Source organism: Enterococcus sp. DIV1096b, assembly GCF_050498765.1.
Classification (GTDB): Bacteria; Bacillota; Bacilli; order Lactobacillales; family Enterococcaceae; genus Enterococcus_D; species Enterococcus_D entomosocium.
Genome location: NZ_JBMHEK010000002.1, coordinates 28,210 through 43,508 on the forward strand (window position 1 = coordinate 28,210; position 15,299 = coordinate 43,508).

Consider the following 15,299-nt stretch of genomic DNA (forward strand, 5'->3'; position numbering starts at 1 on the left):
AAAAGCTTGAGATTCCATTCCCAAGCTTACTCTTCTTATTCTGTTAAACAGCTAAACCAAATTAGTTGATTTACTGTCTTGTTTACTTATAATAAATAAGGACATAATAGTTTGTTTGGTCTTTCTAGCGGAAACTAGGAGGACTTTTTTAATTCTTTCAAACAAGGTCAGAACCGATCCCAATCATCTAATGCACGTTGATCTGGCGATAATTCGGCTAATTTTTCATTGTAACTATCAACAAGAATTTTGTGTTTCAAAGCCTTCAAACTATCGATTTTGCTTGATAGTTCTGCCCTTATTATTAGCCTATCCTCGTTCAGATCCATCAACTGTGCGTTGATTCGATGAGTCATTATCTCAATTTCCTGTAGAGTGTGTTTCTTGAAAGAATGATCATAGTAACAATTTTTTAGTAAGGACTCTTGATTTTCTTTTGATAGGTATTGGTCAATATCTTCCAAATTGGACATTTTCCCATATAGATATAGCCCACATAAACATATAGTAAAGGCTACTATCATATAGACAATACTACTCATATTGACCTCCTTTAATTGATTTAACAATATTGGTGGATAGCTAACTAAATTAGTATTTCAAACAGACTTTCAAAGATACCAACTGGAATACTATTCCCGGCCTGCTTATACATTGGCATGCGAAATCTTCCGTTTCTCTCAACGGTCGAAGCAGCAGCAAAGTAATCATCGTCTGAATAGCCTTGTAGTCGCCAGCACTCCAGTTCAGTAAGATATCTATAACGTTCTTTCCCACAGTCAATAACTTGTGCTGGTGTACGATCCTGTCGAGTTGTTATCGTGTAAGCAAAATCTTGAATCACTGTTGCACGTTTGATTCCTGTTTTTCCGATAACGGATAAGACACTAGGCTGCGTTACGTTGTAGATTGGATCAACCTGGTCGTTATTAAGCAAAAACTCTTTGATATCTTTCATAGGTTTACGATTCAAAATTTGAAAGTTAAAAGGATCTTGATTAAGAACTGAAATCGTAAATACCCTTTGTCTTGCTTGCGGTAGACCGAAATCCCTTGCGTCTAACAATTCAAATGAATTCGAATACCCTAGTTTTTCCATTTCATCGAGATACCGATTGAAATTCTTTCGCATGTGTTTGTACAATACACCTTTGACATTCTCCCAAATCACAATCCTTGGTTTCCACATGCCCATATCAGCTATGATTTTAATTGTTTCCCACATCAAGCTAGATCTAGTTTCCGATCCCTCATCAGCACCTTTTTGATGACCAGCAATAGATACATCCTGGCAAGGCGATCCGTGAATCAAAATATCTGGCTTAAGGTTCCAATTAACAACTGATTGAGTACTAAACGGTAACTCGTTTGCAAAGATAGCATTGTAACTATCAACGGCTTTCTGATCGATTTCAACGTAGTCTATTGACTTAGTCGGTATCCCTAAATTTCTTAATGCAATCCGAGGGCTGCCAATCCCTCCGAACAGTTCTAAAATTTGAAGCACTGGCTTCACTCCTCCGGTTGATTATTTTGGTGGGATAGAAGAACAATTATGATAACCAAATTTCTTTATATCGCCTTGATCCTTCTCCAACATAGTTATCTATAAATTGAATATCTTCAGCTTCAAAATACTTCAAAAAATCGGAACGTCTCAAATTAAATTCTTGTATTAGTTCTGCCCCTGCACCATTGCCATAATGTTCTATATCAAGTGACATTGCGTCTCTCATTGCCGAAAAATAACCCTCGTCAAAATGGTGCTGCTCTTTTTTCGATCTCATGAATAAATCCCTTTCTAGTTTTCTATTTCTTCCATTAGCCAACTTCAATATTGCCCTTCATGACCAGCCGTCCATCACTTTTTTAAGGTCAACGGTTAGAAAAAGGAGTTGAAGTAGCATTGATCGCTGCGAACGTGAAAGTGAATATGAAGATAAATACCGCAACCTTCAGCAATCCCATACTAACTTTAAACATCATCTTCAAGAAAAACTTTCCAACTGCCAATAACTTACTTGTCTTCGTCATAACTTCCACTCCCTTTTTAAAATTTATTATTAACCAATTAAACATCTTTTGTTTACCAGATTCGAAAATAGAACAAAATAAAAGTCGCAGATTTTTACAACCGGAGAAATCTAACTCCTATGAAGGCCGGATATTCGCTCGCACACGTGCGGTCTTGGCAAATCCTTCAATGTTTTTGGCTCACCAGTTCATTGTATTCCTGGTTACTCTAAACCCCTTAGTAGCCATGCTGTTTAGTTTAGAGGGGCGTTCTAATACCCACATTCATTTATTCAATTAGTTCTCAATACTCGTTCGTTATCAACTCATATCAAGAGATTTTGCTAGAAACTAGCAAACAAAAGATGTTTAATTTTAGATTCAAAAAGCAGTTACGCTCGTTTTCGTTCCTGGTACCAATAATTTTGAATCATTTCCTCGTATTCTTTTTCTTCTATCGCAGTGATCAAGGCATATACTTCTAACGCTCGTTCTGATCGATGGTTCCGGACTTTGAAATATTTGTTTTCCCTTGTCGTTATCAGACGACCATTTGAATTTAATCGTTGCGCAATGACTCTTTCCTTTTGATCAAAAAGAAGTTTGATTTGTGGAAAGATCGTTTCCGTTTTGGCAGCCCCGAAAAATATTTTTTTTGGCTTTCCTTTTTCAAAAAGAGTCGTATAGCGATAGGCGTTTTCCCCTTCGATCATCCAATGCTGCGTGTTAAATAGTTGTACCGTTGTTTTGATTCTTGCTAGATCTTTAACGTATACTGCTAACCCTTTTGTCATTGTCATTCCTCATTTCCTAGATCATACTTACATAAAAGCAAACAAAAAGGAGGTAAATTCACGAGAACATGAATTTACCTCCTAAGAATCGCAGTCTCTTCAACGAAAATAACAGATGGCGTCAAAAATGATGATTTGGCCTATCATACACCTAGATCAACTGTAGAAGAAACTAAAGATTAAACATACATTTTTCAATAATACATTGAATCAGAAGTTTCTTTCTACAATCATTATCTGTTATAATTACATCGTTGTAGAGAAGCTACGACGCAAAGGAGCTCAATCCGTTCAGGTGCTACTACACTTGATTGGAAACCGAGGTTTATCAATGACTCCTGCATGAGTTGGCGCTCTTGCAGTGACGAGATTTACTTCGGGGGCTCCTTTTTGTTTGGCTTCGTACAAGTATGTCAAACAAAAATATTGTTTTATTTTTATGTGTAAAACATAGCATAAGAAATTTATTTTGACAACAATTTATTTTGTTGATCAAAAATACCATTACTAGTTATTCTTATACTATCGGTCATTTTCTTAAGTAATTAAGTTATTTCTTGTGATATATAAATTTAAGCTTTCACAATAATATTATACCATTTTATTTGCATGCAGACAAACAAAAATTCAAAATTTATGGTATTTTCAAAAATAAAAAGGCTAAACAAATGACTAATGAAGAGTACACAAACATCAAATTTCATTTTGCTAATGTAATAAAAGAAGCTAGAAAAAAACATCACTACACAATAAGAGAATTGGCAGAAATAGCTGAAATAAATTATTCGTATTTATCTCAGATTGAAAATAATCATATAGAAAAACCATCCATGCATACTTATCTCACTCTATTCGAAATATTAGAGATATCGATGCCAGAATTATTTTATGACATTGAAAGCATGCCACCTTTTAATCACTATCCGCCTGAAAGCTAGTTTATCTACTAGCTTTTTTATTTTGGGATTGATTAAAAAATAAATTTCATCATTAGGTTATTAAAATGGCCGGCACATTATAATAACTAACTTAAACAGACGCTGAATAGTAAATTATGATACATTTTGGAACTAGTTTTAGCGTGTACCAATTTGTACATCTTGCGTTTGAACACCAGTTGAACCAGTTAATAATAATAAGATTAAGTCTAAACTCATACTGTTTTCCTCCGATACTTTAATTGTGTAAATTTACAAGTCAAATAGTACCACTTGATAAAATTTTTACAACAAAAAAATGGATAATTGCTAAATTGGCAATTTCTTATGGAGGTTTAATGAGCTGTGAATGAGAAGTCTATCATTTTAGTGGGAATAATTGAAGATTTAAGAAAAAGTCGTGGAATATCCCAAAAAGAATTAGTAAATACTATTCTTAGTGAAAGCTCGTATGCAAGAATAAAGAAAGGCGAAAGAGAATTTCCGCTATATATGCTTATTCCTTTAGCAAAAAAATTGAATGCTAGGATTGAAGATATCTTGGATCTCTATTATCGAAGTGAAAATCATGAATACAAAAATCTTTTCAAGCGATACAATATCGTCACTGATACACATGATATAGCTGAAGCAATTATCCTATACGAAGACCTGATAAAAAATCAAAAAAACAGTCTAATGCTAAGCAGAATGCGATTGTTGCTAGAAAAGTATTTTGCAAAAGATACAAGACAAATACCTAAAATAAATATTCTTGAAGTCCAGGCATTGATGAATCAAATCTTAGTCACAAATCATCTGACTTCTTACGATCTACAATTTTTCGCAGATTTTATGACCCTGCTATCAATGGATCAGCTTCAGATTGTCAGTCAAAAATTGATAGATGTCGACTTCAATGTTATGGACTCATTTAATCATTTCTACAAAAAGTATTATCCAATCTGCTTAGGAAACCTATCCGATTGCTTAATGGATTTAGGTTATTTTGAAGAAGCCAAGCAGCCTTTAAATAAATTAATAGCTACAGCAGACCATGTTGACTCCATTGAACTGAAAATTTGGGCCCAATACTTAGAAAATGTTCTAGCCATCTACACCGAAAATCAAAACAATGAAAAACAAAATAAGCTAAACAAATTGAATCAAATTGTTACTAATTGGCGCAACTTATTACCCTCAAGTCGTTTGGTAGAAGGGCTACATGGCGGTTTCCAACGTCTATCTGACAGAAACGGTGATCGTCCAAACAATATTCATATTCCACCTGTATACATTTTAAAACCATAAGAAAAAGCCTAGTATTCTTTGCTAGGCTTTTTTTATATATTTAAAACTGAAGTTTCCTATTTTCCCAAATCATCAATACAAAAAAAGAAGAGATAATATTCATCTCTTCTCGAAAAACTATCTTGCTTTAGTTGTAGCAACTACTTTGTTATTTACAATTCTTCTACAACTTCCTGCATCAACTTTTGCTAAAGCCTTCTTCTCCAAATCCTTTGATGAATATTTCTTATTTACAATCGATCTACCAACGTTATTATTGAAAAGATCCATTTGCTTTTCATTAGCTGGTTGATTTTTATTCTCCTCGTGAGCATCTGCCCATCTTTTCGCATTTGTTTTACCGTTAGAAGGGTTGAAACTTGATCCATATCCGGCTAACATCGTTGCCATCTCAGCATTCCAATAAGTATGTCTAAAAGCATCTCCGTTTCCATTATGCAACCCGTTTTTATATAGTGCATTTGTCCTTTTTGTAGCCAAACTAGAAGCAGTATACACTTGAGCTGCTTGCGCAGGATATGATTTGACAAGTTTTTTCTCCGCACTATTCAAATTCTCGTAGGCAGATGGCAGGTATCTTGCTGTTACCCTATAGTTTTTTGACTCATATATCTCATTGTATAGCTTAATCATATATAAGTTTTGATCATCTTCAGATAGATCTTTAAATGCTTCATCTGAGCTCGAAATTTCATAAGCTCTAACAAAGTCATCAATTGTTAAACTATCTATTACTTCATCGCTTAGACTCTCATTCGATATTGTTTCTGATACTGATTCATCTGTTGCAATCTCATCTGCATAAGCATGGATACTACTTGATACTGAAATACCAAAGAATAAAACTAACGTTAAAAATATTTTTTTCATTTTTAGTTCTCCTTATTTTTGGAAAATCAATTGTTTTTCTGTTTTGTTTATACCATCATCATAGTTGCAATCTAATACTATTTTACCCGTTGATTCGTCATAACTAGCTACTTTTACCAATAAAGAAAAGTTTTTAGTATTGCTATCAACATAACCAGTAACTGTTTGCTCTTCTCCATAAATGGTAACTGAAATAGAACTCTCACCACTTATACTAGCTTCCTCTATTGGTTTATTCGTAGACTTTATCGAATTACTTTCATAAAGAACTTCTGAATCATTCTTATAATTTCTTGCTATTGTAATAGGAACTTCTATTGCACCTTTATTATTTTCAATAAAAATGCCTGTTTTACCATTATTTTTCAGGAAAAATAGTGTACCAAGTACTACCAAAACTGTGCAAGATAAAACAATCGTCAATACTTTCCTTTTTGATTTTTTCATATCTTTCAGTAAATTCGAAAAATGAATCTACTGTTCCCCCTTTCTAACTCAAGTATATTTTAGTAATAGGATATTGTAAATATTTATTTTATCGATATTTTAAACATAGACAAGATATAATCTTATTTAAATTATACACTATTGCTGTTTTAAATAACCCTTACAAAAATGTAATAATATTACCTTTCACAAATAAATACAGATACTTGAACCTTCCCAAAAAAATAAACTGACAAAATCATTTATTAAGTTACATTGTCTATATCACTTAACGAACACGTAAAAAACTAAAATACAACGAAGAATGATCGACATAATTAATTAATTTGTTCTTTTTCTTTTTTTGGATTGATACTCTTTAAGAACTTCTCCTCCAATACCAATAAATGACGATAAACATCATCCATCGACCAGCCTGAAGAAAGACTAAGACAATATAAAAAATCACAAGGTAACGTTTTTACTGCACGGTTTCTTGTTACCCAGCTTGCTACTGTACTCTGCTTATATCCATGTAACTCACAAAATTGCTCTACTGTCATACCTAACCGCGAAATAATAAACACATTGATCGGGTAGGGATATACAAAGGTATTGATACTCATAGTCAGAAAGACCTCCCACCATATTATTACGTTTGCGATAATAGTACTACTCTTTCTTAAGACCAGCAAGCAAGGCGGAGAAAAAGAAGGAACGTATCATAGATATAATGTAAAAGGCAATTTGCACCTTTTAGTTTCAACCTGTATCGATCATGAACAGATCTGTTTGCACGCCGATCTTATTGGGTTCTATCAAGCGTTTCAATGCTGTCTGGATAAACGTGTATTCTCTTCCAAAAGCTTCTGAGATCGCAGCGAAATACGCCCCCTGGCTTTCTTTTTTTAGCCGGATAACGGAGCGCATCAATCCATGTATCGAAGCTAGCATAATACCTCCATTACGACCAGCACGAACACGAAAATGAATTTTGTTCTCTTCTCTTAACTGCTTCAGTACTTTGTCCAGGGAGCGTTTTGGGATCTTTAAACTTTCAGTTAACTCTTTTTTTGTAGAAATAATGTATGGTTGTTCTTCATAGGATTGCTCATTCAAATAGGACAGTAGATCTTCTGCCCATTCATGACTATGTGAATACTTGCGAACAGCTCTTTCTTTCTTGAATTTCCACCAACCCCGTTTTTTGTTGAATAGCTGCTCTTCAGAAAGATTGGCATCGACCCACTCTTGGCATAATAGGACAATTTTTTCTCTGTGCGCTGCTTGATATTTTCCGGAGTAAGCGGAACGAATGATTCTGGTTAATTCTCGATCAGATAAAGGGTTAGCCAAGCGGTCATTGAATTCTAACATCGTCAATTCACATGCTTCTACTTCGTATCCTGACGAAAAGTATGCCAAAGACAAGGTGAATATGACATTATTTCGACCATAAACGCCCTTTTCACCTTGGATTTTTTGACTTTTTAGCAACAGCTGGAACCATGGTTCATCGACTTGACGAAATTCTTGAGTAGATGGTAATACAAAAACGTTCTTGATCTCCGCTTTTTTGTCCGCATCTTCTCTCATTGACCAGTCGATCCATTCTTCGAAACTATAACGATACTGTGGTTCAAAGAATAAAACATTCTCTTCAGAAGGCATTCGTGTGATCCCAAAATGATTGGCATTTGCATCAACTGGAAACCGATAATCATTTGAAAATTTGTTTCTTAGATTTTTTGAGATCATTTTGGCCACATTGATCACTTTAAAATTTGATTTCTTCGTCACGTATGCAGGCTTGTCTAGTACATAGAAAGCTTGAAATCCATGCGGTGTACGTAGAATCATTGTCGGCATAAAGCCGATCTCGTGACTGGCCAAGATAATTTCTCCGTAGTCAAAGTTTGGATCCAATGTGTCAAAATCAACAAAGAAAGTATTGATTTGACGCAAATTGTCCTCAGAATGACCTTTTGTAAACATTCTGGCTTCATCAGCATATGTTCCATAGCGAAATACATTTGGAGTCCAATGAGTGAATCGATTATTGTTTTCGATCACCCCTTCTTCTGAAGTGATCACTAGTCCGATCCCCTCGATCATGTGTTCCTTTGAACGGTACGCAAAAATAGCCCCCTTCCCCGACTGATCACTAAAAGAGACCGGTTTTAGGTGGCTGTTTCTATATTTGAATTTACGGATACCATTTTGTAATACCGTCGAATATACGACATCCAAAGAAGCTGCCATGACTTTATTCCTTCCCAAACTAAAAGAGAACACAAATGATCTTAAAGATTTGTGTTCTCCCAATAGCTTAGAAGTCTTAAATGAATGACAAAATAAGCGTGTATATATTGAGTTGCTCGTCAAAAAATGGTAGAATAAGTCTGTAAGTTCGGATTGTCAGTCCGAAAAACTTATCAAAATTACATAAGTGGTTGTCAGCCACTTACATAACTTCTGAGACGAGCGAGAACACATAGGCTTTTTATGTGATTCAGATAGAATAGTGAGGCCAATTTCACTTTTTTATCCGTCTCTTTTTTTTTATGTAATTTTCTTTTAAAGTGTAAACTTTTTTTTTAATGCTGTAAACCTTTTTTTTATACTACAAAGTTACCCTATTTTTAAACATTTGTAAAGATTATCAAGCGACTTGATTATAAATTATATTTTATAAAATATAATTTATAAAATATAATTGACAACTTATTTACTTATGGTACAATGTTCTTAGACAGATATATATATTATATTTTGCAATTTATATTTTATATTTTATAAACGGGAGGTTTGTTTAATGGAATTATCGCAAGAAAACTTGAAAATTGTTTTTGAATATAGAAATGTCGTCAGAAGACCATTAACTATTACTGTAGCAAATTCCAAGGGTGGAGTAGGTAAAACTACTATTATAAGATACTTGAGCTATGTACTTGCTAATATGGGATTTAAAGTGTTGGTAGTGGATGCCGATCCGCAATCAAATACTACAAAGACAATGTTGTTGACTAAAAATTATCACTCTAAAGACGATGACATTTTCATTATTGAAAAAACTATGCTAGCTGGAATCGTTGAACGAGATTTAAAACAATTAGTTCTTCCAATAATTGAAAACTTGGATTGCATTCCATCACATATAGATTTTAAAAACTTCCCAAAATATTTAACTAAGCTTTATGGGGACGCTATAGAAGGAATAGACGCTGATTATATCGAGGTCGAAAAAAACAGAATTTCAGTCTTGAAAGATTTACTTGAACCAGTCAAGCCGGATTACGATTTTGTTCTCATCGATACCCCACCTACTATGTCTGATTTCACTAGGAATGCTGCTTATGCTTCTGACTATATTATTATGGCTTTTCAAACACAATCCGACAGCTTAGATGGCGTTGAAGATTATATATCAGAAGAAGTCACTCCTCTTGTTGAAAAATTTGATTGTAAAACTGAAATAGTTGGAATACTTCCAAATCAGTTGAGTAAAGGTAGTATAGATCGCCAAGTTGTCAACGATGCTATCGAAAAGTTTGGTGATCAAAACCTTTTTGATAATATTTTACCACATGTTAAGCGAGTGCAAACAACACCGAGGACAGGTTTAAATACTGACACTTATTGGGACAAACTTGCTTACGAAGAAGTTTTTGTACCTTTAGCAAAAGATTTCATTCATAGAATAAAGTTATTCGAAGGAGAAAACTAACATGACCGATAATGCAAAACCAGGTTTCTTTTCAAAGCAAAAACCTGATAATTCTTATAAAGAAATCCCTAAACCGAAATCAGCATTTACTTCAGACAACACAGATTTACTAGAAAATATTCACCCTGAAGAAGACGTATTGAAGATAAACAATAAGTCGCTTGGTATACCAGCGATAGTCTGGTGCGAATTTACTGCTTTGCTTGATACTACTGATAATGATTATACCTATGAACTACTCGAAGAATTAATTCACGAAAGAACTGCACGTTTCGATCACAATCAAAAAACAACCTACAACCGAATATTAGAGCGCAAGAAAGATCAGGAAAGAGAACGGATATATAAGAAAGAAAAAAGGAAGAAGATATAAATCTTCTTCCTTTTTATATTTTGTAAAATACAATTTATAATTTATATTTTGCAAATTATAAATTGCAAAAAAAATTAAGCCTTTAAATACAATTAATTACTCGCTAGCAAAGGTTTTATAAATATTATTTTATAATTTATATTCTATATTTTATAATTTATAAATATAACCAGTCGTGTTCTCTTGACTATAAAAGCGAACGTGTGTTCTAATGTGTATATAAAACGTATCTTTTTTTAGAAAAGGGGATTTATCATGGCTATGCAATTTGGCGTAAATCCAAGGTTTGACTATACTAAAGAACCCTCACGAGATATTCTCTGTATCGACTGTAAGTCATTTTATGCATCCGTAGAATGCGTAGAAAGAGGACTAAATCCTTTAAAGACAAAGTTAGTGGTCATGTCCTATCCTTCAGACGATCCTTCTCAGCGAGGAAGTGGGTTAATCCTGGCATCGAGTCCGGCCGCAAAAAAAGCCTATGGAATTTCTAATGTCAGTCGATCACGAGATCTTCCTTTTCCTTATCCGGAAGACCTCGTGATTGCACCACCGAGGATGGCACTATATATGAGAAAGAACATGGAGATCAACAATATTTACAAGAAGTATGCTGATGAGCAAAATCATTCCGTATACAGCATCGATGAGAGCTTCGTGGACGTCACAGACTCATTAAAGCTGTTCGGTGCAAAGGACGCAAGAGAGCTGGCGAGAATGATTCAAACAGACGTTTATCGGCAAACTGGAATCTTCACAACGATCGGGATAGGTGACAATCCGCTCTTGGCCAAATTCGCACTAGACCTCGAAAGCAAAAAAAATTCAGATATGAAAGCAGAATGGCGCTATGAAGACGTTCAGCAAAAGCTTTGGTCTGTAGAAAACATTACAGACGTTTGGGGGATAGGACGTCGGACAGCAATCAGACTGAACCGAATGGGCATATTTACTATGCATGATCTGGCACACGCAAATTATTATCAGCTGAAGCAAAATTTTGGCGTCTTAGGTACTCAACTGTATGCACACAGCTGGGGCATTGATCGATCATTCTTAGGTCAGAAATACAAAGTAAAATCTAAGTCTATAGGGAACAGTCAGGTCTTAAATCGGGACTATACACGCCGAAAAGAAATAGAAATTGTAATCAAAGAAATGGCCGATCAAGTAGCAACTAGGTTACGCCGTACAGGAGCGAAAGCTGAAGTCGTTTCTTTATGGATCGGCTTTTCAATGGGCTACGTCGATCAATCAGGAAGTAGAGGATTTCACCAGCAAATGAAGGTGCCAGCAACCAATAGCAGCAAACAAATAGCAAACTACTTACTGCAGATATTTGATCGTCATTACAAGTACCAGGATATTCGAAATGTAGGAGTAAACTGTTCAAAGCTCGTTTATTCTAATGCTTTGCAGCTTGATCTCTTTGAAGATCCGGACGAGCAAGTAAAAGACTTAAAAATCGATTATGTGGTAGATACTATACGCAAAAAATTTGGGTTTAAGTCGATCGTTCATGCAAATAGCATAATGGAAGGTGGACGTGCGATCGCTCGCAGCAGCCTTGTCGGAGGACATGCAGGTGGTATGTCTGGACTTGAAGGTGCTGAAAGTCATGGTAAAGCGTACTAAGAAAACATTTACGGACTATAATCAATACAGAGACCGGCCATTCGGATTGAAGTGGGCAACGGCTTACGCCATGGATGATTTGATGAAAGGTGTCTTAGAAAACGAAACCTGGGCTACAAAAGAAGTTGTCGGTTTGGAGTTAATGAACCGTGAGGAAATCGACGCAATACTATCCGAATCGTTCCTTTATCATAAGCCTATATCGCTGCAATTAAACACTAAAGACGAATTTGGGCGATTTCTGGATCCTGTTGAAGGACAATTTCTAGGTGAAGCATATGAAGACTATTTTGTACTGAATGAACAACTGATCTATTGGACAGACGTCCGACACGTATCTATAAAACAAGAGGAAAAATGGTTCAAAGTTGATTATTTTCAGGACGGTGAATCTTCTCTCAACAAGCAAAGTAAAGAAGAGAGTACTATAGAAGAAGAGATCAAGTTAATCAAAAATGAGTATTATCAGGACTTTGCAGACGACGATTGAAGATCATTGTCCATCATTTGACTTTGAAATCGCCTTAGAATGACTCTGTGGCACACGATTTTTTAAAATAATCAGTAATGGAGGAAAAATATATGTGTGGTCGATATTTATTTGATTTATCATCATCAGAATTGAAAAATTATTATGATCAAGTAATTCCCAATGCTGCCAGTAAGCAAGTCCGAGTTGGATATAACGAAATTTTCCCTTCAAATCATGTGGTTACACTTGGCCTTAATAAAGATTCGCAAATTGTTCCTGGCGTTACCAAGTGGGGATTCCAAGGATTCAAAAAAGGCCAGCTCATGATCAATGCACGTGCGGAAACAGTAGAAGAAAAAAAGACATTTTCCAAGCCTTTTAAAGAGAGTCGGTGCGTGTTTCCCATGTCCGGATTTTATGAGTGGGATCAAGAAAAAAATAAGATCCTTTTCTCAGCTGAAGAAACTGAGGTAATGTATGTTGCTGGCTTCTATCGAATTCATAAAACTGGAGCTGGATTCGAAACAGAATCAATTATCATGACAACAAAGCCAAATAAAACTGTACAACCAATACATGACCGGATGCCCTTAATTTTAAAGAAGGAACAGATCAAGGATTGGATTGTTGATTTAGAGTTTGCAAGGAATTACTTAATATCAACTGTGACCGATTTAAAATGGTGTATAGCTGGATGATATTCTTGTGAGAAAAACGAGTAATATTCAGAGAAAAAGCCATTCACTTTGTAAAGTGAATGGCTTTTATCAATTAAGTCTTTAACAATTTAAGTTTACAGTTATCTTTGATGTATATACAATAGTGATATAGAAAAATCTCTGCTTTTTAAGAATATCATTACACACAAATTAACTTATAATGTGAACAAAAACAAATAGCTTGACTTTTAACACGAAAGTGTGTTATAATCAAGGAAGGTAGTCATATAAATACGAGAACAATGTGCCGCAATTATTATGTTAAATACAAAGAACTACTATGGAACCGTTAATCATATAACGGTTATCCAAAATGTGTCATCTGAACCACCTCAGAAAAACGATAACAATCTTAAAATTATACTTATAGCATTGTTTTTGCTATTTTTGGTGCTTTTAACTATTGTACTATACTGTTGTCATGTCAACGGGTTGTTAGACTTGACGGATTTTATAAACGCTGTCGTACCAATCATCTTCGAAAAACTGATACAACTAATCTTATAAATCATTGGCGTGATTTATAAGATACCTGACTGCCTAAAATACATTATAAAAGGAAGTGAAGCGGTACAGGTTCTCGTGTTTTTTAAATGTTCACATACATATATTATCAGCATCCAAACTGAAAGTCAACACTTGTACTTAAAAAAAACAAGGTATATTAAGGTTTTCATAACTATAATTTAAAAATTGTTAGAAATTGTTAGGTGATATTTTCATTTTCATTATATAAAATACCTTCCTCTATTGCCTGCTTCTTAATCCTTTTTAACGTGGATAAAGAAATTCCAGTTTTGCGTACAATATTTTTCATGCTATTAGTTTCCATTAATTCTATCGCATGCAAGTATTTGGAGTTTAAGACTCTTTTGGGTCTACCTTCTCTATATCCGGTCATATTTTGACGGTGCCAATTTTTACCTTCTTGAGTTCGAGTAACGATTAGATCACGTTCAAACTGCGCAAAGCTTCCTAACATATTCATCATTAATGTCTGCATTGAATCTCTTTTATTTGGCTCAAAAGTCAAGGAATTGTCTAAAAATGTTACCGTGACCCCCGTATTGTTGAGATTTGAAATAATTGAGTTCAAATCCACGATACTTCTAGCTAAGCGATCAATTTTTGTCACCAACACTATATCCTCTTTCTGTACTATTGAAAGCAATTCTTCTAATTCCTTGCGTCCTTCTTTTTTTGTCCCTGTATATTTTTCACTATATATTTTTTTTGCACCGGCTTGCTCTAGTTTTTGAATTTGTGTCTTGTAGTCTTGGCTGCTGGTACTGACTCGTGAATACCCATAAACTGTCAATTTTCGCTCACACTTTCTGGACATAAGTTTTTGACACCTGTCAAAGTCAAGTATATCAAGAAATTAAAACGGGGTCAAAAACTTTTAAGTTTCTGACCCTCTTTTAAATTCTCGAACAGTCTACCGAAAAAATAAAAAATTCAACTATTCTTTTTTATGAGATTTTTTCTTTCAGTTATAAGATTCGAAAAATATTCTGTTTGTTGTTTGGTCTTTAAAGAACTTACTGCGTGATCTACTAATTTTTTCAAAACCACTTCTCCATATTCGTTTTTTATAAATTCTCCAAAAGGAATACTAGGTCTGTAAGCACGTGCTAACACATTCTGAGAATATTTAATTTCTCCTACTTCCAAATATCCTTTGCTTAATAGTTTTCTTATCACAGCAGCAGTCGTATTCTCGTTTAGTTTTGGCAATCTTTCTAATAATTCATGTTTAGTTAAAGTCTGGTTGAATTCATAGAAATAGCGAAGAATCTGGTATTCAGATTTACTTAATTCTGACATAATAGTCTCCTTACCTTTTTCCGATGCTTCTCTATTTGTAAAATATCAAAGCGACCACTAGTAAAAACACATATATAATAGTATCTACTATAATCCATTGTTTCCTACCATCAGTTGCTTTGGTAGAAAAATAACAACTAATACCATATAGTAGTAAAAACAACGCTGCTAACGAATAACCATTCAGCCAATCAGTTAAGGTTATAACTATCAGG

General features: G+C 34.5%; 17 protein-coding genes. 7 read left to right on the top strand and 10 right to left on the bottom strand.

Annotation, left to right across the window (positions count from 1 at the left end; translation table 11 throughout):
* Positions 1 to 167: 167 nt before the first annotated feature.
* The 4 genes from IGJ17_RS17025 to IGJ17_RS17040 all read right to left on the bottom strand — a co-directional run bounded on the left by IGJ17_RS17025 (position 168) and on the right by IGJ17_RS17040 (position 2,807).
* Positions 168 to 542, bottom strand: a complete 375-nt coding sequence (locus IGJ17_RS17025; protein ID WP_194199968.1) for a hypothetical protein — start codon at positions 540 to 542, stop codon at positions 168 to 170.
* Between the two features lie 44 nt (positions 543 to 586).
* Positions 587 to 1,507, bottom strand: coding sequence for a DNA (cytosine-5-)-methyltransferase (gene dcm / locus IGJ17_RS17030; protein ID WP_429961643.1), 921 nt, complete (start codon positions 1,505 to 1,507; stop codon positions 587 to 589).
* A 46-nt stretch (positions 1,508 to 1,553) separates the two neighbouring features.
* The gene (locus IGJ17_RS17035; RefSeq protein ID WP_429961644.1) at positions 1,554 to 1,835 is read right to left on the bottom strand and encodes a hypothetical protein; all 282 of its coding nucleotides are present in this window, start codon (positions 1,833 to 1,835) and stop codon (positions 1,554 to 1,556) included.
* Between the two features lie 570 nt (positions 1,836 to 2,405).
* Complete coding sequence (locus IGJ17_RS17040) at positions 2,406 to 2,807, bottom strand: hypothetical protein (protein ID WP_142960386.1); 402 nt, start codon at positions 2,805 to 2,807, stop codon at positions 2,406 to 2,408.
* Between the two features lie 668 nt (positions 2,808 to 3,475).
* Between IGJ17_RS17040 and IGJ17_RS17045 the strand changes: the two genes are divergently transcribed.
* Positions 3,476 to 3,745: a helix-turn-helix domain-containing protein gene (locus tag IGJ17_RS17045; RefSeq protein ID WP_271773057.1), complete on the top strand. Its 270-nt coding sequence runs from the start codon at positions 3,476 to 3,478 to the stop codon at positions 3,743 to 3,745.
* Positions 3,746 to 4,090: 345 nt separating this feature from the next.
* Positions 4,091 to 5,035, top strand: coding sequence for a helix-turn-helix domain-containing protein (locus IGJ17_RS17050; RefSeq protein WP_429961645.1), 945 nt, complete (start codon positions 4,091 to 4,093; stop codon positions 5,033 to 5,035).
* Between the two features lie 117 nt (positions 5,036 to 5,152).
* Here IGJ17_RS17050 and IGJ17_RS17055 read toward each other — a convergent pair whose 3' ends face one another.
* The 4 genes from IGJ17_RS17055 to IGJ17_RS17070 form a co-directional block, all read right to left on the bottom strand.
* On the bottom strand, positions 5,153 to 5,905 hold the full coding sequence (locus IGJ17_RS17055) for a DUF6973 domain-containing protein (protein WP_429961646.1): 753 nt from the start codon (positions 5,903 to 5,905) through the stop codon (positions 5,153 to 5,155).
* 12 nt (positions 5,906 to 5,917) lie between these two features.
* Positions 5,918 to 6,328 carry a hypothetical protein gene (locus IGJ17_RS17060; RefSeq protein WP_429961647.1) on the bottom strand — a complete coding sequence of 137 codons (411 nt, stop codon included), beginning with the start codon at positions 6,326 to 6,328 and terminating at the stop codon, positions 5,918 to 5,920.
* Between the two features lie 341 nt (positions 6,329 to 6,669).
* Entirely contained in the window at positions 6,670 to 6,957 is a 288-nt protein-coding gene (locus IGJ17_RS17065; RefSeq protein WP_086373500.1) for a type III secretion system protein PrgN, read from the bottom strand.
* Positions 6,958 to 7,093: 136 nt separating this feature from the next.
* A complete protein-coding gene (locus IGJ17_RS17070) occupies positions 7,094 to 8,593 on the bottom strand; it encodes a primase C-terminal domain-containing protein (RefSeq protein WP_429961648.1) in 1,500 nt (499 codons plus the stop codon).
* A 553-nt stretch (positions 8,594 to 9,146) separates the two neighbouring features.
* Between IGJ17_RS17070 and IGJ17_RS17075 the strand changes: the two genes are divergently transcribed.
* The 5 genes from IGJ17_RS17075 to IGJ17_RS17095 all read left to right on the top strand — a co-directional run bounded on the left by IGJ17_RS17075 (position 9,147) and on the right by IGJ17_RS17095 (position 13,236).
* Positions 9,147 to 10,058, top strand: a complete 912-nt coding sequence (locus tag IGJ17_RS17075; protein WP_029485251.1) for a ParA family protein — start codon at positions 9,147 to 9,149, stop codon at positions 10,056 to 10,058.
* 1 nt (position 10,059) lies between these two features.
* Entirely contained in the window at positions 10,060 to 10,431 is a 372-nt protein-coding gene (locus IGJ17_RS17080) for a hypothetical protein (protein WP_016612373.1), read from the top strand.
* A 255-nt stretch (positions 10,432 to 10,686) separates the two neighbouring features.
* Positions 10,687 to 12,066: a Y-family DNA polymerase gene (locus IGJ17_RS17085; RefSeq protein ID WP_429961649.1), complete on the top strand. Its 1,380-nt coding sequence runs from the start codon at positions 10,687 to 10,689 to the stop codon at positions 12,064 to 12,066.
* Positions 12,050 to 12,556 (top strand): hypothetical protein, encoded by a 507-nt coding sequence (locus tag IGJ17_RS17090; protein WP_429961650.1) that lies wholly within the window; start codon positions 12,050 to 12,052, stop codon positions 12,554 to 12,556. Before IGJ17_RS17085 ends, IGJ17_RS17090 begins: the two co-directional genes overlap by 17 nt.
* 92 nt (positions 12,557 to 12,648) lie before the next feature.
* On the top strand, positions 12,649 to 13,236 hold the full coding sequence (locus IGJ17_RS17095) for an SOS response-associated peptidase (RefSeq protein WP_429961651.1): 588 nt from the start codon (positions 12,649 to 12,651) through the stop codon (positions 13,234 to 13,236).
* 727 nt (positions 13,237 to 13,963) lie between these two features.
* Here the strand turns inward: IGJ17_RS17095 and IGJ17_RS17100 are convergent.
* Together IGJ17_RS17100 and IGJ17_RS17105 are read right to left on the bottom strand one after the other, a co-directional pair.
* A complete protein-coding gene (locus tag IGJ17_RS17100; protein ID WP_429961652.1) occupies positions 13,964 to 14,599 on the bottom strand; it encodes a recombinase family protein in 636 nt (211 codons plus the stop codon).
* Positions 14,600 to 14,715: 116 nt separating this feature from the next.
* Positions 14,716 to 15,084 carry a BlaI/MecI/CopY family transcriptional regulator gene (locus IGJ17_RS17105; RefSeq protein ID WP_429947146.1) on the bottom strand — a complete coding sequence of 123 codons (369 nt, stop codon included), beginning with the start codon at positions 15,082 to 15,084 and terminating at the stop codon, positions 14,716 to 14,718.
* Positions 15,085 to 15,299: the final 215 nt, after the last annotated feature.

Bases quoted from the DNA above. Each gene is read 5' to 3' on its own strand.
- IGJ17_RS17100 (WP_429961652.1), bottom strand. From the start codon at position 14,599: ATGTCCAGAAAGTGTGAGCGAAAATTGACAGTTTATGGGTATTCACGA.
- IGJ17_RS17105 (WP_429947146.1), bottom strand. From the start codon at position 15,084: ATGTCAGAATTAAGTAAATCTGAATACCAGATTCTTCGCTATTTCTAT.
- IGJ17_RS17045 (WP_271773057.1), top strand. From the start codon at position 3,476: ATGACTAATGAAGAGTACACAAACATCAAATTTCATTTTGCTAATGTA.
- IGJ17_RS17055 (WP_429961646.1), bottom strand. From the start codon at position 5,905: ATGAAAAAAATATTTTTAACGTTAGTTTTATTCTTTGGTATTTCAGTA.
- IGJ17_RS17070 (WP_429961648.1), bottom strand. From the start codon at position 8,593: ATGGCAGCTTCTTTGGATGTCGTATATTCGACGGTATTACAAAATGGT.
- IGJ17_RS17075 (WP_029485251.1), top strand. From the start codon at position 9,147: ATGGAATTATCGCAAGAAAACTTGAAAATTGTTTTTGAATATAGAAAT.
- IGJ17_RS17085 (WP_429961649.1), top strand. From the start codon at position 10,687: ATGGCTATGCAATTTGGCGTAAATCCAAGGTTTGACTATACTAAAGAA.
- IGJ17_RS17080 (WP_016612373.1), top strand. From the start codon at position 10,060: ATGACCGATAATGCAAAACCAGGTTTCTTTTCAAAGCAAAAACCTGAT.
- IGJ17_RS17065 (WP_086373500.1), bottom strand. From the start codon at position 6,957: ATGAGTATCAATACCTTTGTATATCCCTACCCGATCAATGTGTTTATT.
- IGJ17_RS17025 (WP_194199968.1), bottom strand. From the start codon at position 542: ATGAGTAGTATTGTCTATATGATAGTAGCCTTTACTATATGTTTATGT.
- IGJ17_RS17090 (WP_429961650.1), top strand. From the start codon at position 12,050: ATGGTAAAGCGTACTAAGAAAACATTTACGGACTATAATCAATACAGA.
- IGJ17_RS17040 (WP_142960386.1), bottom strand. From the start codon at position 2,807: ATGACAAAAGGGTTAGCAGTATACGTTAAAGATCTAGCAAGAATCAAA.
- IGJ17_RS17095 (WP_429961651.1), top strand. From the start codon at position 12,649: ATGTGTGGTCGATATTTATTTGATTTATCATCATCAGAATTGAAAAAT.